This window comes from Noviherbaspirillum pedocola (assembly GCF_016632335.1).
Lineage (GTDB): Bacteria > Pseudomonadota > Gammaproteobacteria > Burkholderiales > Burkholderiaceae_D > Noviherbaspirillum_A > Noviherbaspirillum_A pedocola.
This window is the reverse complement of sequence record NZ_JAEPBG010000003.1, coordinates 12,519-32,942: the sequence shown is the minus strand read 5'-3', so window position 1 is coordinate 32,942 and position 20,424 is coordinate 12,519. Positions and strand designations below refer to the sequence as shown.

General features: G+C 54.8%; 16 protein-coding genes and 2 pseudogenes. 3 read left to right on the top strand and 15 right to left on the bottom strand.

The window, feature by feature from the left end; genetic code table 11:
- Positions 1 to 47 precede the first annotated feature (47 nt).
- Genes arsH through JJB74_RS08495 form a run of 4 tightly spaced genes read right to left on the bottom strand, consistent with a single transcriptional unit; the run spans position 48 to position 2,775 of the window.
- Positions 48 to 812, bottom strand: a complete 765-nt coding sequence (gene arsH, locus JJB74_RS08510) for an arsenical resistance protein ArsH (RefSeq protein WP_200591427.1) — start codon at positions 810 to 812, stop codon at positions 48 to 50.
- Positions 813 to 814: 2 nt separating this feature from the next.
- Complete coding sequence (gene arsB, locus JJB74_RS08505; protein ID WP_200591426.1) at positions 815 to 1,885, bottom strand: ACR3 family arsenite efflux transporter; 1,071 nt, start codon at positions 1,883 to 1,885, stop codon at positions 815 to 817.
- A 15-nt stretch (positions 1,886 to 1,900) separates the two neighbouring features.
- Entirely contained in the window at positions 1,901 to 2,410 is a 510-nt protein-coding gene (locus JJB74_RS08500) for an arsenate reductase ArsC (protein ID WP_200591425.1), read from the bottom strand.
- A 2-nt stretch (positions 2,411 to 2,412) separates the two neighbouring features.
- Positions 2,413 to 2,775, bottom strand: coding sequence for an ArsR/SmtB family transcription factor (locus JJB74_RS08495; protein WP_200591424.1), 363 nt, complete (start codon positions 2,773 to 2,775; stop codon positions 2,413 to 2,415).
- Between the two features lie 142 nt (positions 2,776 to 2,917).
- Between JJB74_RS08495 and JJB74_RS08490 the strand changes: the two are divergent.
- Positions 2,918 to 3,271, top strand: a pseudogene (locus JJB74_RS08490) (DUF411 domain-containing protein); the annotation flags it as partial.
- Positions 3,272 to 3,992: 721 nt separating this feature from the next.
- The gene (locus JJB74_RS08485; RefSeq protein WP_200591422.1) at positions 3,993 to 4,289 is read left to right on the top strand and encodes a hypothetical protein; all 297 of its coding nucleotides are present in this window, start codon (positions 3,993 to 3,995) and stop codon (positions 4,287 to 4,289) included.
- 431 nt (positions 4,290 to 4,720) lie between these two features.
- Here JJB74_RS08485 and JJB74_RS08480 read toward each other — a convergent pair whose 3' ends face one another.
- The 11 genes and pseudogenes from JJB74_RS08480 to JJB74_RS08430 form a co-directional block, all read right to left on the bottom strand.
- On the bottom strand, positions 4,721 to 5,380 hold the full coding sequence (locus tag JJB74_RS08480; protein ID WP_200591421.1) for a tyrosine-type recombinase/integrase: 660 nt from the start codon (positions 5,378 to 5,380) through the stop codon (positions 4,721 to 4,723).
- A gap of 187 nt (positions 5,381 to 5,567) precedes the next feature.
- Positions 5,568 to 5,810, bottom strand: a complete 243-nt coding sequence (locus tag JJB74_RS08475) for a hypothetical protein (protein WP_200591420.1) — start codon at positions 5,808 to 5,810, stop codon at positions 5,568 to 5,570.
- A gap of 506 nt (positions 5,811 to 6,316) precedes the next feature.
- Entirely contained in the window at positions 6,317 to 7,600 is a 1,284-nt protein-coding gene (locus JJB74_RS08470; protein ID WP_200591419.1) for a Glu/Leu/Phe/Val family dehydrogenase, read from the bottom strand.
- A gap of 207 nt (positions 7,601 to 7,807) precedes the next feature.
- Positions 7,808 to 8,479 (bottom strand): gamma-mobile-trio protein GmtX, encoded by a 672-nt coding sequence (gene gmtX, locus JJB74_RS08465; protein ID WP_200591418.1) that lies wholly within the window; start codon positions 8,477 to 8,479, stop codon positions 7,808 to 7,810.
- Complete coding sequence (gene gmtZ / locus JJB74_RS08460; protein WP_200591417.1) at positions 8,469 to 12,077, bottom strand: gamma-mobile-trio integrase GmtZ; 3,609 nt, start codon at positions 12,075 to 12,077, stop codon at positions 8,469 to 8,471. The genes gmtX and gmtZ overlap by 11 nt, the downstream gene beginning before the upstream one ends.
- A complete protein-coding gene (gene gmtY, locus JJB74_RS08455) occupies positions 12,074 to 13,561 on the bottom strand; it encodes a gamma-mobile-trio recombinase GmtY (RefSeq protein ID WP_200591416.1) in 1,488 nt (495 codons plus the stop codon). Before gmtY ends, gmtZ begins: the two co-directional genes overlap by 4 nt.
- A complete protein-coding gene (locus JJB74_RS08450; protein WP_200591415.1) occupies positions 13,558 to 15,849 on the bottom strand; it encodes an AAA family ATPase in 2,292 nt (763 codons plus the stop codon). The genes gmtY and JJB74_RS08450 overlap by 4 nt, the downstream gene beginning before the upstream one ends.
- A complete protein-coding gene (locus JJB74_RS08445) occupies positions 15,846 to 16,286 on the bottom strand; it encodes a VPA1267 family protein (RefSeq protein WP_200591414.1) in 441 nt (146 codons plus the stop codon). Before JJB74_RS08445 ends, JJB74_RS08450 begins: the two co-directional genes overlap by 4 nt.
- A gap of 166 nt (positions 16,287 to 16,452) precedes the next feature.
- A pseudogene (locus tag JJB74_RS08440) lies at positions 16,453 to 16,917 on the bottom strand (Glu/Leu/Phe/Val family dehydrogenase); the annotation flags it as partial.
- A gap of 152 nt (positions 16,918 to 17,069) precedes the next feature.
- Positions 17,070 to 18,005, bottom strand: a complete 936-nt coding sequence (locus JJB74_RS08435; protein WP_200591413.1) for a LysR family transcriptional regulator — start codon at positions 18,003 to 18,005, stop codon at positions 17,070 to 17,072.
- Between the two features lie 41 nt (positions 18,006 to 18,046).
- Positions 18,047 to 19,909, bottom strand: coding sequence for an ABCB family ABC transporter ATP-binding protein/permease (locus JJB74_RS08430; RefSeq protein WP_325170113.1), 1,863 nt, complete (start codon positions 19,907 to 19,909; stop codon positions 18,047 to 18,049).
- A 98-nt stretch (positions 19,910 to 20,007) separates the two neighbouring features.
- On the opposite strand from JJB74_RS08430, the gene JJB74_RS08425 reads away from it, so the two are divergent.
- Positions 20,008 to 20,418, top strand: coding sequence for an acyl-CoA thioesterase (locus JJB74_RS08425; RefSeq protein ID WP_200591412.1), 411 nt, complete (start codon positions 20,008 to 20,010; stop codon positions 20,416 to 20,418).
- Positions 20,419 to 20,424 lie beyond the last annotated feature (6 nt).

Genomic DNA, 20,424 nt, shown 5'->3' with positions numbered 1-20,424 from the left:
GCAGCCTAAAAAGCTCATTCATTCGCGGGGAAGGCTGATTAGCGTAGCTATTCCAACTCGTCCTTAGTCTCATCCTGAGCGGCCTCATGGCTCATCGCTGCCGCAGCCAAAGTCGTCGCCACCGTGGGCGCCGCCTCCTTGCGCTCGCTGTACCGGCTTGTCAGATAGTCCGACCGGTCGCGCACAATGAGAGTGAACTTGACCAACTCCTCCATAACGTCGACCAAGCGCTCGTAGTAGGACGACTGCTTCATGCGTCCGTTGTCGTCGAATTCCTGGTACGCCTTGGCAACCGAGGACTGGTTGGGAATCGTCACCATCCTCATCCAGCGCCCGAGCACGCGCATCTGGTTCACCGCGTTGAAACTCTGCGAGCCGCCGCATACCTGCATGACTGCCAGAGTCCTGCCCTGAGTTGGCCGAATGCTGCCGACCTCCAAGGGTAGCCAGTCGATTTGGGACTTGAACACGCCCGTCATCGCGCCATGCCGTTCAGGACTGCACCAGACATGGCCTTCTGACCAAGTGGAGAGCTGTCGCAGCTCCTGCACCTTTGGATGGTCAGCCGGGCAGCTATCGACCATGGGGAGGCCATGCGGGTCGAACACCCGGGTTTCGGCTCCAAACTGCTGCAGCAGTCGCTCCGCCTCCAAAGTCAGCAGACGGCTATAGGACTCCTCCCGCAGGGAGCCATACAGCAACAGAATTCGCGGCGGATGAGTCGATACCTTCGCCGGCGACAGCTTTTCCTGCGTCGGCACATCGAAGCGTGCAGTGCTAATGTTGGGTAGGTTGGGTGAGTCGTTGTTCATCTCTATGCTCTTGCTTCGTACCAGTGCTGCGAGCGGTTCACGACGCCGACCACGAACAGCATGACAGGGACCTCGATAAGTACCCCGACGACGGTGGCCAAGGCGGCGCCGGATTGGAAGCCAAACAGGCTGATTGCCGTGGCGACCGCCAGCTCGAAGAAATTGGACGCGCCGATAAGGCTCGATGGGCCAGCGACACAGTGCGCGACACCCATCTTCCGGTTGAGCAGATAAGCCAGCCCGGAGTTGAAAAACACCTGAATCAGGATAGGCACCGCCAGGATGGCGATGACGACCGGCTGCTTCGTAATGGCTTCACCCTGGAAGGCAAACAGCAGGACCAGCGTCAGTAGTAAGGCCGATATCGAAAATGGCCCCAGCCTCAGGACGGCGCGCGCGAGATGCCCTGGCCCCTTGGCCAAGAGACTCTTGCGGATTCCCTGAGCCAGAATCACCGGGATGATGATGTACAGCACAACCGACGTGATGAGGGTATCCCATGGCACGGTAATGGCGGAGAGCCCGAGCAGGAACGCGACCAACGGAGCGAACGCCACAATCATGATGGAGTCGTTCAGGGCCACTTGGGACAGCGTGAAGTACGGGTCACCTTTGCACAGCTGGCTCCAGACGAACACCATTGCCGTGCAGGGTGCCGCCGCCAGCAGAATCAGCCCCGCAATGTAGCTGTCCAGTTGGTCAGCCGGCAGCCAAGCTGCGAAGACATGCCGGATGAACACCCAGCCTAAAAACGCCATCGAGAACGGCTTGACCAGCCAGTTCACCGCCAGGGTGACACCGATACCACGCCACTGGCTTTTGACCTGAGCGAGCGCGCCGAAGTCAATTTTGATGAGCATCGGGATAATCATCACCCAGATAAGCAAGCCCACCGGGATGTTGACTTGGGCAACCTCAAGGCTTCCGATAGCTTGAAAAACAGGAGGAAAGGCACGACCGAGCAGGATGCCGGCCAGAATGCACAGCGCTACCCAGACAGTCAGATAACGCTCGAAGAAGCCAATCGCCGGCGCGGCGCCGCCGGCGACTTCGGTCGTATGAGAGGAGGACATTGCGTGCTTCGAGCGTCAAGCCGAGGCGACCGGCGTCTCGCCGATTTTCCTGATTTCCTGATGAATGGCGTGCTTGTCCAGCGTCTGCACCGGCAAGCTGACGAAGCTCTGCATCCTTGCCATGATTTGCCGGAAGATTTTCGTGAAGGCGGCGTGCTTCTCGTCGTCGGCGCCCTCGACGGCAGCCGGGTCCTCGAACGACCAGTGCGCTGTCGCTGGGTGCCCCGGCCAGATGGGACAAACCTCTCCCGCGGCGTTGTCGCAGACCGTGATGATGAAGTCCATGTGCGGCGCTTCCGGCCGGGCGAATTCGTCCCAGGACTTGCTGCGCAGGTTCTCGACCGGATAGCCGGTTTCCTTCACCTTCTCAATGGCGAACGGATTCACCTTGCCACCCGGCTTGCTGCCGGCGCTGTAGCCCTGGAAGCGCCCCTTGCTCATTGTGGTCACCAAAGCCTCAGCCATGATGCTTCGTGCGGAGTTGCCGGTGCATAAGAATAGTACGTTGTAGGTCTTCTCAGTCATGTTCATGCTTTCGTCGGTGAGGTAGCGGAGAGAGCCTTTTCTTCGGTACAGCAAGCGGGTGCAATAATGGGGGAACAAGGGTTTCCACCACAGCAGTTTTCCGTCAGGTATCCGATGAGCTGACTCATCAGCTCATAGCGCGCGGAATAGAAGATTTGTCGGCCCTCATGGCGTGGATGAATGAGGTCAGCGCGTAACAAGTCTTTCAAGTGAAAGCTGAGTGCGGAAGGGGATATCCCAAGTTCGCCAGAGAGCGTGCCGGCGGTGCGCCCCTCTGGCCCGGCTTGCACTAACAAGCGAAAGACTTCGAGCCGGCGTTCGTGAGCCAGTGCGTTCAGTACAGTAATGACGGTCGTGGTATCCATAGCATCCACTATACAACAAACGTTGTATATTTAAATTTTTATTGAATTATTTGGCCGAATGGCACCTATGCTCTTTTCTCCAGCGATGAGCTCACTGAAAGCGGCATACTTGCCAGAATCTCTGCTATGACAGAAAGAATTCATGCAGCGCCGCACTTTGTTGCAAGCTATGTCGGCCACTGTTCTACCTGCTCCTAAGCTCGCCCGCGCCGCTGCAGCGCCACTGGTCGAGGGCTACAAGAGCGCCAGATGTGGGTGCGGTCAAGGCTGGATTGAGCACCTGAAACCCAATGGCTTTGCAGTCAAAGCTCGAGACGTTGATGACCCCGGCGCCTACCGCCGGAAATTCGGCATCCCAGATGACCTCGGGTCCTGCCATACTGGATTCGTTCAGGGGTACGCCGTCGCGGGGCATGTGCCCGCGGCGGACATCAAACGCCTGCTAGCCGAAAAACCGAAAGCGAGAGGGCTCGCTGTGCCGTCCATGCCGCTCGGGAGCCCGGGTATGGAGAGCCCTCGGAAGGACCCATACGATGTCTTCCTGGTGAGGGCCGATGGCAGCACTTCGGTCTACCAGCACTACTCGGGCAAGTAACTCCGGCAGTTTTTCCTGGTGTCTCTGACGGTGAACCGATTAAGCGTCACCCTGAAGACGCCGTGTGCTGTCAGACGTGAGGCTTAGCTGTATTCGGTGTCTTTCCAGGCGCGCCGACGGTTGAATCGGGCAAGACTCTTGATTCGCCCAACAGCAAAACCGATTACGGCGGCCGCAACCACAATTATGGCGACATTCATAAGACTCCCTTCTTGCGACTACCGAAAGCCGGGTCGGTCTTGTGCTTCTTACTGAACGAGTGAACTTGGCATCTCACAGCCTAGTTCGCGGACGACATTTCGGAATATCCACTTTATCTCACCAGGATGGGTTCCCCACCCGAACTTATCGGCCATCTCAAAATGCATCTCCACAATCTCTGGCGTTGAGATTAGTGGGCTACGTAGTTGTTGCTTGCGAATTTCCTCGACAATTTGCGCCACGAGCTCTTTGCACATCTGGTAGCTCGTAAACACGTCCTTGACGACGTCCGCGCGTGGAAAGTCGCTCGGTATAGACGAATAGCCTTGCATCGTTTCCCTTGACATTTTCACCACCATGGCTCATAAACTGTACGTTCATACAGTATCACGGGATTATGAAGGTAGCAATAATAAGGACCATGCACGACGGCATGGCTCTTACCAAAACTGAATTACTTCAAGCACCACGACACAATGGTCGGCTTTTACTTGAAGACTGGGCTGAGTCGAATATTTTTGGACGCCCAATCAAAAGGGCTCGCCTAATTTCTACTCTGCAAGGGGTTGGCGACATCGATGTCGTGGCACCGCTCTTTGAGCCTCAGCTCGTTAGAGTGGGGGATGACAGGCTCACACTTGTCGGCCATGAAGTCCATGCCGCCGGCGGCGGCGCGCGCCATGTTCTGCAAGTCTGGCTCGTCAAGCCATATGAGTGAATTCCTGCCTTAAAGGCAATTTTGTATGCGTAAATCAATAAAAATGCATGCCAATTGCCAACGCTTTCTTAGCCCAACTGCAGGATGCAGGATTTCTAATGGAGGAAGACGATGGCAGCAACGCCCATCAGGGAGCTGACTGCCATGATTAACATACATGTGTCGGCAAGCACTCGCGGCGCGCGGTCAGTGTCGCCGAGAAATACACGTAGCTTGTCCATCCTCATTTCAGGAAAAAGTAGGCGAACGCGGTCACGACCATGCCGACCGCCATCGCCGCCACGCTAGTGTTGATGATTACCCGTGGCGCGCGCTCTGAGTCTGAGAGGAATTCGCGCACTTTGCTAATGACGTCCATGCGTCGAAGGTAGCACACAGTACGCGCCACGTTTTTGACATCGGTTGCAGGTAACTGAAGAAGATGGAGCCCCTCAGTCCTGCCACACTCCTTCGAATCGCTTGCTCGACGTTCGCGTGTACCAGGCGGTGTGTCGGATATCGCGGTGCCCGAGCCAATCTTGGAGGAGCCGGGTATCGGTTCCTTTGTTCGCAAGGACATGTCCGCAGGTGTGCCGCAACATGTGAGGGTGCACATGCCCAAGGCTCGCACGGACGCCGGCTTGCTGGATGAGGTAGTTCACGTTCTGCCGGGTCATCTGGCCACCCTGCGAACTCAAGAACAACCAGGGAAGGTAGTCCTTGCGCATGCGCAGGTAAGCCCGCAGTGCGCGCAGCTCGTCGCCCTGTAGCGGCTGGTTCGTGCTGAGGCCATCCTTGTTGCGCTTGACCCAGATGCGCCCCGCATCCAAGTCGATATCCGCACGCCGTGCGCCGGTCAATTCTGAGACTCGCAGGCCATGCCGGTACATCAGCAGCAACATGCAATAGTCCCGCGCGCCGTAGCGCCCCGCCTTTGCCGCGGTAAGTAGCCGCGCCGTCTCTCCTTCAGTCAGGAAGTCGCGGTGGCTGCGCTCGTGCTCGTCGACAGTCGCTGCTCGTCCCCTTTTGACATTTTGCCGTCCGGGCGGTGACATCTCAGGAAGGGGGTCGCCAAGGAGGTCGACGGCAGGTTCTTCACTGTCTTTTGACAAAATGGGCCTTTTGTAAAAAGAGGGGCCGGTACATCGGCGACAGGCTAACCAGTGTATCGATAGCCGCTGAGATAACCTGGCACCTCGCTGTCGTTGTTCATTGTCGTAAAAACGACAATTGCAGTTTTCGCGACAATGAACAGCAATCACACTCACATGCCGGGAACGGACACCAGCGCGTCGGCCGTTATGCCCCGCGGGTGACCAGCGCCGCCAATGCTTCCTGGACAATACGGCTACGTTCCTTTGGCGTTAGTTTGGTGCTGACAGTCACACTCAGTTTCTCGCCCTCAGGACTCGTTATCGTGTAAGTCTCAGTTTCCTTCTTCCATCGCGACATCGCCCAGTGGTTCAGCAGTCCGCCGACGCCTAGCACACCATACACAATTGCAAGCGGTTCCAAGCCCACCAGTATTGAACTGAGCGTCATTCCAGTACCTCATGTATCCAGCCCGTTGCCGCACGAACAGGGCGGCCACAACAGCAACAACGGCGCTCATAACAAGGACGACCAGAACCCTGCTTCGGCCGTTCTCGCATAGACAAATATGCGATTGGACGACGGCACCTTCGTTGAACCCTTCTCAGGTTCCTGGCCAGTTTTCATGAGCGCTGTCTTATTTCACAGACAACCGATAAAGCATTTAGCTCCCGCCGTGACGGACGACATAGGGACAAAATGTATATAACGCAGTTGAACCTAAATTCTGGTACACAACGGACGGTGGTTTCTCCCGCGTCCGGCCGTGGACAAGTCGCATCGCCGCGTTCCGCTTCACTTCACTCACAAGCCCCGCCGGGCTTGTGGACGAAATCCGCTTAGGCGGATTACTGCGACTTCCCCACCGCCTCCTCGCGACAGCGCCTACGGCCTGACGCGCCGGCAAATGCCGGCTTGCCCCATTTTGTATAGGTCTCATGCATGAGGACCTGTTATCAAGGATACAGACCACGCATATCACGGGCCTCAAGCACGCGGGTGCAACCTACGATAAAGGCAGCTGTCCGCAGTGAAATCCCTTTCTCTTTTGAAATGGCCCATACGCCACCGAATGCCTCGCGCATTGAACGGGTCAAACGGGCTCCAATTTCTTCGTCCGTCAGCCAATATGACTGTTGGGCCTGAGAATATTCGAAATACGATACGGTAACGCCACCCGCGTTAGCGATGACGTCGGGCACCACTAGAACACCCTTATCGCTCAGGATGTCGTCCGCCTCCGGAGTCGTTGGGCCGTTCGCACCTTCTACGACGAGCTGCGCACGAATGCTCCCGGCATTTTCTCTAGTTATCTGCTGCTCCAGCGCGGCCGGTATCATAATGTCGCAATCTACCCCCCAAAACGCGCCGCGGTCCGCAGTCTCGCTGGCCTCCTTAAAGCCAGCTACAGAACCATTGAGAGACGCATAGCGAATCAGTGTCGGGATATCAAGCCCCTTGTCGTTGAAGACCGTTGCTTTGTGGTCTTGTACAGCCACGATTTTGGCCCCATGCTCATGAAGCAGCTTGGCCGCGATTCCGCCGACGTTACCGAAACCTTGAACAGCAACCTTTGCCTGGCTCACATCTATGCCAAGCTTGGCTGCGGCCTCGCAGGTAACGACATACACGCCACGACCGGTACCTTCTTGGCGGCCAAGACTACCTCCGAGCGATACTGGCTTGCCGGTTACGACCGCGTAGTCGGTGTGTCCGCGATTCATTGAGAATGTATCCATAAGCCAGGCCATCTCGCGGGCCGACGTCCCGAGGTCAGGGGCCGGAATCCACTGCTCCCCCAAAACAATATTGACTTCCGACGTGTAGCGCCGGGTAATCCGTTCGACCTCTCCGGTAGAGTACTCTCCAGGGTTGAAGCGAATTCCACCCTTTGCACCACCAAACGGCAGGTTGAGCGCCGCATTCTTGATGGTCATCCAGGCCGAGAGCGCCATTACCTCTGGCATCGACACGTCCGGGTGATACCGGATACCTCCCTTGCCTGGCCCTCGTGAATTGTTATGGACGACACTGAATCCCTCGAAATGGGTAATCGTGCCGTCGTCGCGCTTGATTGGCACATCGACCATCATCACGCGTTTGGGACGTTTCAGCGTCTCAATCCAGCGGGAAAGAGAACCGAGATACGGCGCAACACGGTCAATCTGCTTGAGGTAGTCCCCCCAAGGACCTACCGCCGGCGTGTTCAAGTAAGACAGATTTCCTTGCTCAATGCTCATATAGCCTCCGAGATGGTGCTACAAGCGTCCAGTTAGCATGAATGCTTTGCAGCATAAAAGATAAGTAACAACACTTTAATACCAAAAATCAAAGAAAAAGGTAAAAGCCTCCCCAACAGCGATTGCCTACGCTGTTTTATTGAAATTTAGAAATAATTACGAAGCGACTGTCCGAACCTTGTGTGGTATCGAACTCGTGTGAGCCTTCTACTTGTGCTTCACCGCATCCAGAACCTTCTTGATGGCATTGACGTAGCCAGGGCCATAAATAGGCCTATTGCCCCTTTTGTCGTTGACGCGCCCGTTCGGCTCAGGCTTCCATCCCATCTGTTTCATGAATTCATCGGAAATCGCATGCTGAAGCGCTTCAATTTCCGCCGGCAGCAAGTTTTCCAAAGGTGCAACAACTTCAACAGTAGCGTTGCTCGGTGGGGCGATAACGTTCTTCGCGCGTCGGTCAAGTACGATTTGGGAGCCACCCTTCAAAAGGGAGTTCTCCCTCACAAGTTTCCTATTGTGAGCGATATAGGTTCCGACGAGCGCGCGCACGGCAGCATCAGGAATCATGTCAAGTACATCCTCCGCGACGCCCGAGTGGGGACGAACAATCGACTTCCGCACAGAAGCATCAATCAGCTCCTTCCATGCCTCTATTAGAGCGCGGTAACGCTCACCGCTCCTATTCCTTATCGGTTGCGTGGAAGGGCCGCCCCTAGCGCCAGAGATACGGCCAATTGTTGCAACCGAAATCTCATTCCCTTTTTCCATCTGTTCTTTGCAGATTTCATGAATGAGTTCCAGCGATTTCTGCGCGCGCGGCGTCGCCCCAGATTTCAGCCTTTCCAATAACGCGTCGACCGTTGAAAAGTCACTCTTCATTTCCCGACTCCTCGTCGATTTCGTCCGCTATCCACCGCAGAAGCTTTCTTTTACTGGCCTCCGTAATGATTATCGGCTTTTCTGCCTTAGCGAGCTCCAAAATACTCTTTTCACTAAAATCAAAGCCAATCTCACTCAGCCTTCGCCTTCCCTCGATGAACTCGACCGCCCCTTCAGTGCTCCCCGCATAGGCGCGAAGCAGAAGCGTCATTTGCTGAACGACTATTCTTTGTTCGTCGTCAGACAGGCGAAATAAGACCGGAGATTTTTCGTTTTGAGCCAGCATCATGTCGTAAGCTCTTCCAGCCTCAAGCACTGCTTTACTCAGGTCGTGCTCTGGGTAAATCTTCGAAATCTGAACTGCCGTCAGCACCTGCTGAAGTTTTCCGCATTCTTTGATGGCGAACTCAACATCTGTGATGTCACCAGCCCCAATTAGCGCGAGGCCGGCTGTCTCTTTTTGCTCATTTGCAATTGCCTTGCATCTGTCGATAAGGCGCAGCGTCGCGTGCTGGTCATTGGCAAGCTTGTCACCCAAAGATACCGCGTTTTCATATGCCTTAATCAAGGTATCCAACTCTGGCTGCTCCAAAAAAAGGCGTTTCTTTGACTGACATTCATAACGCTCATCTTCCAAAGCACTGACCTTTTCTGCGAGTTCTTTAACCTTTTTTCCGTTGTCGCCCATGTGAAGGTGGATGACATTCCAATGATTCTGCAGACCGTCAATAAAGGCAGGCCCGGTAAAAAACCATCGGCACCGAGGACAGTTCTTTTGGGGATATCCGGGCACCGGTCCATACTCGACGCCGCCCGTATCGTCATTGGTGTAGATGCCACCCGAATCACACCCCATTCCCCCTTTTGGGCAAAGACCTTTATCGTCTCTTACCAAACTGGCTCCGTTACCTTGCGCAGCCAATACTGCTTGAACCGCAATAGGGTCAACATAAGCCCCGTTCGACTTAAGCTCTTTATAGCTTGCGTCCTTCAACCATCTCAGCCAATTTTCTTTAGCGTCCGCGAACATCTTCTGCGACGCCTTATCCATTACATCAGTGACATACCTGATTCCCGCTTTGGTGTAGTAAATCGTCATTACCAGCCTGGCATGTCCAGCAATGCATTTACTGAGAACAGGTAGCGGCACACCGCCTTCGAGTGCAAATGAAGTGATTAGTGATACCCGCAAACCCTGTATGGTGTAAAGCGGGACCAACTCACCGCGCTCGCTCTCTTCGACAAAAGTGAGCGGTGCACCACCTGGAGCAGTTTCGCCGGCCTCCCGTAAACGCCTCTCCAATTCCAGCAAAAGCTTTGTCCAGAATGTTTTCATCGGTGGTCCAGCCTTAATCGGCTTTTGCTTGTCGCCCCTCGTTGCAGCAGCATTGCGAAAAAGAAAACAGCTTTCTCCGCCGCCTTCCTTTTGTATATCTGATTTTTTTGAACCGAAAAAACTAACGTCGAGCTCTGTCCACGACATACAGGAATCAATCGAATTGTATTTTTCCTGCCAATTCCTTAATCTTTCGGACCAGCTTAGCACTTTTTTGTGCTCCCACGGAACTTCGTAACCGCGGTCAATTTTGCCCTTTCCTCTATCGGCATTTTTGTTTGTATTAATATAAAGCCCAGTCATGTCGGCCTTATCGATGTCCGAATTCATGCTGCGAAAAAAACCCATCCTCCGAGGCTCTTTCTTACTTCCTTGAGCGAGCGGGCCGGTATTCACAACCCACTTTCCTTCTTCATACCGATAGGTATCGGCTTCCCCGCTATCGAGAAATCGTACTTGATACATGCGCAGGGGCAACTCAAGCTTAACGAACATCGCAACCGCGCGCGCTGGACACCATATTTCATGGACGAGGCATCCGAATTCGTCGGTTCTCGTCCTGTACACACAATTAGGGTCGTCCTTGTTTATAAGGTCAGGGGTGACAGCGAACCAGTCACCCCCGTATCCGGTGCCGCTGAGTGGTACTGCATCATGAGCCCAAGTCCAGTCCCGAAAACTCGATGCGGATTCTGGGCACAAGATTTCACGCAGCATTAAGATGTACCGATACGGTAAAACTCTCTTATTTGATTCATCCAAGGGCCCTCTATGCGTATACTCTACTGATTCGGGAAGTGCTGGAATTGGGCTGCAATAATGCGCAGGTACGGCACGCGCGCCGCTCGGCAATGTGACACTAAAGAAGTTCTCCAAGACGAAACTAACAAATCTCGCCACCAGATTATAGTTCGCAATAACGGTGCTTCTACGTTCCAAATGGGATAGGCAGGTTTCATAGAAACACGGCGCCTTATATCCCTTGGCAAAGAACTCCTCGGGATTTGTCGCAAGACCTTGCTTATGGATGTAATCGAAGAAAAAATACTTCAGTGCTTTTAGAGGACCGTCCTGCGTCTGTTTTAATGTGCTCATCCACTCTTTAGCGTATTTTTGCCAAGGAGCGAGCGCGGGGTCGATACGAAGCAAATAGTCAAAGTTGTCGTCTGTCCCCAGTAGTCGACCGGTCGGGGACGTCCGCGTAAATACGGTACTCTTCCCTGTAAGCTTCTCCCACCCATCGAAAAGCTTTTTATAACGCGAGTTTCCATTTTGCAAGACGGCGACTGTTAACTTTGCTTTTCTTGCTATTCGAATTCCATCGAATTCCGCGATTCCAGATTTATGCTGGCTTTTGAGCAATTCATGTATATGCTCTAGCTTCATCCGAGTAGAAGATTGTATTTGACCATCACCAATAGCATCGTCCAGCAAAGTCCGATACGGGTCTTCATCTCCTTTTGTTACTCCATGTAGCTTTCTTTTTGCAGCATCATGCCATGCTTCGATTATTTCCCTATAAGGTGCGGTCGCTTGCAATGCCTCTTCCGAAATACCGGTTACCCTTGCAACCCTAGAGTAACTAAAATCAATTTCGTTACGCTTGAAAATCGCCTCACATATTTTATAGATTTGTTCAGCGGTCTCTTTCGATTTTACGTGACGAAGCGAACTTTGAGCATTCGCTAACACCGCTTTTGGTGTTGATATGACGTCGGCGGGCTGCCGTCGAGCATGTTCCTCAGCGTATGCCGCCCATGCATCTATCAAGGGACGATAGGATGCCGCTTGAACAACCTTGTCAGATATGCCGACCTTTTTACTCAATACGTTTATAGTGAAATCACGCCGCCCTTCTTTAAAATGTTCTCGGCATGCCTCATCAATCTTCCTCAGCGTTTCGCGTCCCTCACTCCTTCTGATACTGGACAAGCACGCCAAGTACGCCTCTTCTGGTCCAAGATTGCTCCCATTTTGTGGTTCTATGGGGTGTTGAGCCGCGTATTCTGCCCATATCTTCACCAACTCGTAATAGGCTGGCTTTCTTAGCGTTTGATAATGTATGCCGGCGGCTTTAACTATTACTCCGCGGTCGAAATCCCGACGCCCTGAGTTGAAGTGAGCCTTACATACTGCGTGAAGCTTATCAAGATTTTTGTGCCCGTGCTTCCGCTCCACTTTTGCATGTAATATCGGAAGATACTCATCCGGATGCGGCATTTCGGTATTTCCGTTAAGTTTCTCAGCTTCCGGTTTCATCATCTTTTGTTTCTCCCGTACATCCTGTCGTGAAGAGCTTCTTCAAGAAAGATATCCATCTCGGACATCAATGGCACAGCAGTTCCAGACGCCATAGCTTTTGAGGCGATTTCTAACCGCTCAGTGATTTCCTCAATGGTTGGCAGGCCGTAGACACTTTGGGATTCGATAGACTTATGATGTAGGCCGCGCATAGTAATGATTTCCCCTGTTTCCGCGCGCCGTTGCCGTGCGCCATAGGCATGGCGATGTCCGTGTTTATGGGTTCCATAAGCTCTACCAAAAGGGAGACCAATACGCCGCACTGCACTCTCCAATGCGTCACCGTATGCCTGAATCGAATATGGCTTGCCGTGCTGCTCGCCGCGAAAAGAGACGAAAAGGAAGGGGTGCTCCTTTGAGTCAATCTTCTCCCTCATCCTTTGCAACATGTAGAAGGTATACGCTTGCATGAAGAGTCGCCCGCCGTCGGTGGGAAACCAATGCACCATCATGTACTTCTCTTCGTCGTTATCCAGGCGAGGGTTTTTCCAGCCCGCGTGGTAACCTCTTCTTCCCAAAACTCTGGGCGGGTACGTCGGGTACCTCATAGCTAAATATGCTTGGCGCGTTGCGAGTCTTCTGCCATTGGGCCCTCTAATATCAGAGGGAGGTACCCCCTCTGTAGGGTGGTAAACGAACACAATGGCTCTTGACGCATCGGTGGGGTCAGGATGGACATCTCCTACCCACAAATGGAACGGTTCGGAGACTCGTAGGCCGCCAAAGTTGAGCAACAAGGTGATACAGATACCGCGCCAGTCATAGCGGTCGACGATGTCGTCCTTCTTACTTCTGCCAGGAAGTAGAAAGCCTTTGAAGAGAAGGTCCCGTATCTTTGAATCAGGGAATGCCTTGACCGCGCCACCAGACCCAACCGTATTGCTGGGCATCTTGATTGCTCTTGCTTTTTGGCATACCTGAGACCTCGCCTCTGCCGTATCAAGATGCCCTAATAAAGACCGAGAATTTTGGTTTACATGTGCTGTCCAGGCGAGCCTCTGTTCGTAGGTGGATGCCTCAACCCAAGGGTTCAGTTGCACCGAGGAGTAGCGATTCTTGTACATCCATGCTGAAAATTCGCCCAAGCAAAATAGCAGTGCACGGGCGTTTTCCGTGCCCTTGCCCATCCAATATAGGCCACTAGGGTCCCGTCCTTCGGAGTTGATTGTGCCGCTAGAAAGGCGTTGAGCAAACGCTTCAAAAAGCGCTTCGGCGTCGGCGAATTGCCCCTTATTCGCTTCCATGTAGTCGAGCAGCATCTCAACCGCTTGACAGATTTTTTTCATCCAAGACAATGAGCGAACGCGATAATACCGAAGGAAGTAATCTATCAGCGCCTCAATAAGGAACCGAACGCCATTTTCTTCGCACAGAATGCCCGGCACTTCCTGATAGACGCCGGAATTATCGATATAGACCCGTACACTTACTCGAACGTAGCTCAAAGGCTCACCTCATGAATCATACGTTCGAGGATTGCTCCCAGAGATGTTTGTCGATTGCTAAATTTTGGAAGGGCAAGCACTGCATTCCTTGCCGCAGATGGGTCGCCGACAAGAATGACCTGCTGCTGCGCCCGCGTCACGGCCGTGTAAATCAGTGTTCTGTCTATAAGCGCACTTCCCGTAACAGGGACAATCACTCGTGGCCACTGCGACCCCTGTGCCTTGTGTACTGTTATCGCGTATCCCAATTCCAAGTCATCCAGCATCGATGTCAATATAGGGCGGCAATTACCATCGTCCCATTGCGCCCATGCGAGAACTATCCCCAGTGATTTGCTGTTTTCATCGAATATTTCACGAGGCTCCGGCTCAATCTTAGAAATCCGGCCTAATGACCCGTTTTGCAAGCCCTTGTCCCACATATTGCGAGTGCAAAGAATAGGGTCATTTAGATTGAAACCGCTGTATTCTGCGATATCGAGTTCATCGTTCCACAAATTCAGGGCGGCGGCGCCGTCAGTAAACGCTCCTTGAAATATCGCGTTCAACTCCTTAGTCCCGTCGACACCGTTTCTCTTTGCGCATAGAACCTGAGTGTTTTCAGGGTCCTTTTGGTAAAGACGAAGAACCGTTTCGGACAGCGCGCATAATCTCCCTTCTTCCGTTCTCACCTTGGCGCAATTCGCTGGAATGAATGCAATTGGAGCATCCTCGTCTTGGGGAATTACGGGCCATTTCCCGTCACGAATCGCTTGAGCGGCCTTTGCAATTTGGCTTCCAAAGCGATTGGTAACCTTGAGTTCGACGCTGGGCACTTCGCCCAATTTCGCTACTGCATGCAATATCAAACCTGGCCCTACTGGCATCAATTGAGATGGGTCGCCGACGAACACCATCCGAACATGTGGCGCTATTGCTTCGCACAGCCGGCTCATCGCGATGACGTCGGTCATTGAACACTCATCTATGACTAAGACTGACGGCCCCTCGAAATTCATTGATTTTGCTTTTTGCAGAAAGCTCGCTATGGTTAAGGCTGGTAAAGCCGTTGCTTCTTGCATTCGTATCGCGGCACGTCCGGCAAGCGCCACTTGATGGATAACGACTCCGGAATTCGTAAACACTTTGTAAAGCGCTTTTAGGACGGTCGTTTTTCCTGTGCCCGCGCCTCCGGTGATGACTGCTATTGCGCTAGTAGAGGCCGTGTGTATGGCCGCGCACTGTTGCTCGTTAAGACGAACTTCCTTCCCGGTCAATTCAGACTCTTCCTGCTCGTACTCTATAATTAGCTCATTAATGCGCTGTGCATCCAAGAGGAGAGCATCTTTTTGACACAACAGCCGGTCAGAAATAGATTTCGCCACCGTTGTTTCCATTATGAGCGCTCCTAATGGATGAACCGTGCCGTCATATCCGATTACATAGCTTCCATTGGACTCACCGGCAGCTAGAGTTTTTTCAATCAAATCGAAAAGGCGAGATTGCTCAGAACTTCCTTGCAGAAGTCTCCTCAACTTCCCCTTTAACATTCCGATGCTTGCACAGGTGTGCCCATCGCTAAGGATTCGGTAGAGTGCCTCTTCAATAAGTGCACGCAATCTACGCGGGTCGTCGTCCGCCACCCCGAATTCCGTCTTTGCGAAATTGTCGACGGGACTCCATTGACCATCGAAGCTTAAAAGACGATAAGGGTCCTCTTCTATTTTCTCTTGTGTATCTGCCCCGTAGAAATCAACTATTTTTCTTCCCAGTGAAACGTTGAAACCTTTACGGTGTAACCACTGCAGCGTCTTAGTGTTGACCGCTAGATTCTTCCAAGCCTCAATAACAATACGCGCTGTTTCTTCTGTAATGATAGTAGAGAGGGGCTGAACATTGCCTTCATCGAGGACTGTATATAGGTGCTCACTAAAGGCCTCCCACAACGCTCTCGCCTTAACAGTGCCGACGCCAGTGAAATCCGGGCTTCTCGCCATCAAATCGATAATGTGCTCGCCTGAGGGTAACTTCATTTCCATCGTTTGAGCGCTAATTTGCGACTCATGCAAAATGAAGCCATTTGGTGTGACTACCTGTCTTTGCTTTACCTCTCCTGTTACTTTCCACCACTCGCCTGACTTAATGCGAATTCCGCCCAGCAATTTAGCCGGGACAATGACCACATAATAGATGCGTGCGTCAATAACATTGCCGTCGATATCGATTGGAATACCGGTAAAGATTGAGCCGCCGAGGCGTTCTTTTCGGATTCCGTTCACGCGCAATAGATAATCAGAAGCGCTATTCATCTTGGAATCCTTCCCGTAAGAGCAAGCGCTTCATGAATAGATGTGTACCGTTCAAGTTGTCTCTTAAGTTCATCTCGCTCGGCGCGAACGGTAGCCAGGTCTATTTCAAGGCGGCGCAAACGCTCTGCGTCCACTGCGGCCTTTTGGGCGCTAGGGCGATGCGTCGTCGGCATGTCGGTGTTCGTCGTCTCGAGGCTGCTAGCTGTAGCAGGCAAGATGCCATCGCTACGTAGGCGGTCCTCAAGTTCCTTTAAGGCATCCTTGATTCGGGGGTTTTGGTTGAGAGCAGATTTTGCAAAGTTGCACTCTTTGCTGATGTCGGTCCGGGACAGAACGCCTCTGATGACCATTTTCTTGAAGTCACTGTCGCTCTTTGACTGCATCCATGCCTGGAACGTGTTCCAGTTCTCCTCGCCGACCTGTGCTCCGTTCGCCATAACAGCCCTTGTGTTGAGAGAATTGCAACCAAGTGAAATGTTATTGATTATGTTTATTACTACCACTCGCAAATTTGAGGACCGTCAAGAAGCTCAACAGGAGGCCACAAATGAGGGTCTTTTAGGCGTAAATGCGAGGAAAAGTTATGTTTTTCGAACCCCCAATAGCCGGGATGTCCTTGTTCGGGCCGATGATGATGTTGATTTCGCTGGTATAGCGCCGGGTCACGCGCTGCAGTTCCGCGCTCGACAGCGTGCGCGGATCGACGCGGATGCCGCCCTTGGCGCCGCCGTAGGGCACGTTGACCGCGGCGTTCTTCACGGTCATCCAGGCTGAGAGCGCCATCACTTCGGACAGCGTTACATCCTGGTGAAAGCGCACGCCGCCCTTGCCGGGGCCGCGCGAGGTGTTGTGCTGCACCCGATAGCCTTCGAAATGGGCGATGCTGCCGTCATCGCGCTCGATCGGCACATCGACGATCAGGATGCGCTTCGGACGCTTCAGGGTTTCAACCCAGCGTGCCAGGCCGCCGAGATGCGGTGTGACGCGGTCGATCTGCTCAAGATAGACGGCCCAGGGGCCGACTTCATGGGGAACAAGATAGGAAGGAATTTCATGCGGAATGGACATGGCGTGAGCTCCTGGAAGAGTGGGAATACGCGGTACACGGCATTGCCGCGCGACGTGGAGCCAATCTTAAAAGGAGAGCTTGCCGATGATCCAATGCCGTGTGTGCATGTAACTATGCGTTAAATGCATGGAAAGCATACCGCTGCCCGTGCCTACTTCCGTGCCGCCTTTTCCGTCTTCGCAAGGTGCTCCCACAGCCTGGAGACGATCGACTTGCCGGGACGTTGCGGGCTCGGTCGCTCGCGGTACAGCCGGATATCCATGCGCACTTCCCACTCCGATGAGCCGCCGTCGGCACGGGCAAGCTGCTTCTGCTTCACTTCGCGCGTGACCGCCGACTCGGGCAGGAAGGCCACGCCATGTCCTTCCAGCGCCATCATTTTCAAGCCTTCGGCCATGTCGGTTTCGTAGCGCTTTTCCAGATGCGGCCGGCGCTTGGCATCCGCCAGGATCAGCTCGACCATGCGGCCGAGATAGGCATTGCTGCCATAGGCGAGAAACGGCAGGGGCTCGCGCGAGGAGCCGGGAAGCAGGAATTCGGGAGTGGCTGTGCGGTCGCAGCGCGAATAGGCGCGCAGCGTTTCCGAGCCGAGCAGCAGCATGTCGTAGCGGCTGGCGTCGAGCTGCACCGGCTGACGCGGATGGTGATAGCACAGCAGCAGATCGCAACCACCCTCGACGATGGTCATCACCGCGTCATGCACATTCAACGCCATCAGGCGCGTGCTGAAATGGCCGAAGTCGCCTTCCAGGGTCTTCACCCATTTCGGCATGAAGGTCAGCGACAGCGTATGCGGCACTGCGAAGTCGATGGTGGTCTGCCCGGTCGGACGGCTGCCGCGCAGCAGTGCGCGCGCATTGTTCACCTGCCCGAGCATTTCCAGCGCCTGCTCGTAAAAGACTTCGCCGGCCGGGGTCAGCCGGGTCGGATAGGACGTGCGGTCGATCAGGTCCGTGCCCAGCCAGGCTTCCAGCGATTGAATGCGGCGCGAAAACGCCGGTTGCGTCACATGACGCAACTCGGCCGAGCGGCTGAAGCTGCGGGTTTCAACCAGGGAGACGAAGTCTTCCAGCCATTTGGTATCCATCGCGCAATGGTAGTGGGCTTGCCGGATGAACGCAAAGCCGCCTAGGCGACCTTGCTCTGCCCTACCGCATCCGTCGGCGCCGAAACGTCGACCGCATCCGGAGAAGCCAGCTGCCGTTGCCACATCTGCGCATACGCGCCGCCGGCGGCGAGCAATTGCGCATGGGTGCCGCGCTCGATGATGCGGCCATGGTCCATCACCAGGATCTGCGCCGCGTCGGCGATCGTCGAGAGTCTATGCGCGATGACGAGCGTGGTGCGGTCCTTCGCGATCGCCTTCAATTGCGCCTGTATCGCCTGCTCGGCCTTTGAATCGAGCGCCGAGGTCGCTTCATCGAAGATCAGGATTGCCGGATTCTTCAGCAGCGCGCGCGCGATCGCCACCCGCTGCTTTTCGCCGCCGGACAGTTTCAGGCCGCGCTCGCCGACCATGGTCTGATAGCCGTCGGGCAGCGTGGTGATGAAATCATGGATCGATGCCGCGCGCGCCGCTTCGACGATCTCGTCATGGCTTGCGCCCGGTCGGCCGTAGGCGATGTTGTATTCGATGCTGTCGTTGAACAGCACCGTGTCCTGCGGCACGATGCCGATGGCACGGCGCAGCGAGGTCTGGGTCACGTCGCGCAGATCCTGGCCATCGATGGTGACCGTGCCGGCGTCCACGTCATAGAAGCGGAACAGCAGCCGCGACAGCGTCGACTTGCCCGAGCCGCTGTGCCCGACCACCGCGGTGGTGCTGCCGGCCGGTATCGTGAAGTCCACGCCGAACAGGATCTGCCGCTTCTTCTCGTAGCTGAAATCCACATTGGAAAAGCGCACTTCCGCGCCCGTGAGTCGCAGCGGCTGGGCATCCGGCCCGTCGGCGACTTCGCGGTGCTGGTCCAGCAGCGAGAACAGCCGCTCCATGTCGGCCAGGCTCTGCTTGATCTCGCGATAGATCACGCCGAGGTAATTCAGCGGCACATACAGCTGGATCATGAAGGAGTTCACCAGCACCAGGTCGCCCAGGGTCATCGTGCCGTTGACCACGCCGACGGTGGCGCGCCACATGATGAGCGTGACCGCGATGGCGATGATCAGCGATTGCCCGGTATTGAGCAGCGACAGCGAGGTCTGCGATTTCACCGCCGCGTTTTCATAGCGCTGCAGGCCTTCATCGTAGCGCCGCGCTTCCCATTCCTCGTTGCCGAAGTACTTGACCGTTTCATAGTTCAGCAGCGAGTCGATGGCGCGAGTGTTGGCCTTGGAATCGAGCTCGTTCATCGTGCGCCGGAAATGGGTGCGCCACTCGGTGATGAACACAGTGAAAGCGATGTAGGACACCAGCGCGCAGCCGGTGATGACCGAGAACCAGATGTCGTAATGCAGTACCAGGTAGCCCAGCACCAGCGAGATTTCCACCAGCGTCGGCAGGATCGAGAACAGCGTATAGGACACCAGCGACGAAATGCCGCGGGTGCCGCGCTCGATGTCGCGGCTCATGCCGCCGGTCTGGCGATTCAGATGAAAGCGCAGCGACAGCGAATGCAGATGCTTGAACACCTGCAGCGCCACGGTGCGCACCGCATGCTGCGTGACGCGGGCGAATACGAATTCGCGCAACTCGGTAAACAGCGTGGTCGACACTCGCAGCGCGCCATAGGCCACGAGCAGACCGATCGGCAGCATCAACAGCGCCTGCGGATGCGCAGGCGTGATGGTCAGCCCGTCGATGATGCGTTTCATCAGGATCGGCACGCCGACATTGGCCAGCTTGGCGCCGACCAGAAAGCTCAGCGCCAGCAGCATGCGCCATTTGTAGGCCCAGAGATACGGGAACAGCGTCTTTAAGGTGCCCCAGTCATTGCGGGTGCCCTGGTTGGCCACAGGCAACGGCGGCATCGAGGAAGAAGAATGGCGGCGCATCAGGAAAGGGTCGGGGCGAATTGGGGAAGGATGGGGGGATGGTTTATGCTTGCGCTCCCGATTGTAACGTCTACATCCATTCGACACAGGAGAGCAGCATGAGCATGATGACCCAACTTCCGACGGCGATGCCGGCGCTGCGCGTGATGCCGATGCCGGCCGACGCGAATGCGCATGGCGATGTGTTCGGCGGATGGATCATGGCCCAGGTCGATATCGCGGGCGCACTGCCGGCGGCCCGACGCGCCAATGGCCGCGTCGCCACCATCGCCGTCAACTCCTTCGTTTTCAAGCAGCCAGTCTTTGTCGGCGACCTGCTGTCCTTCTATGCCAGCATCGTCAAGGTCGGCAAGACCTCGATCACCGTGAACGTGGAAGTCTATGCCGAGCGCAACCGACTGCAGGCCGAGGTGGTAAAGGTCACCGAAGCGACGCTGACCTATGTCGCCACCGACGACCAGCGCAAGCCGCGGATGCTGCCGCCGGTGCCCGACGACGCCGGCGTCTGAGCCGAC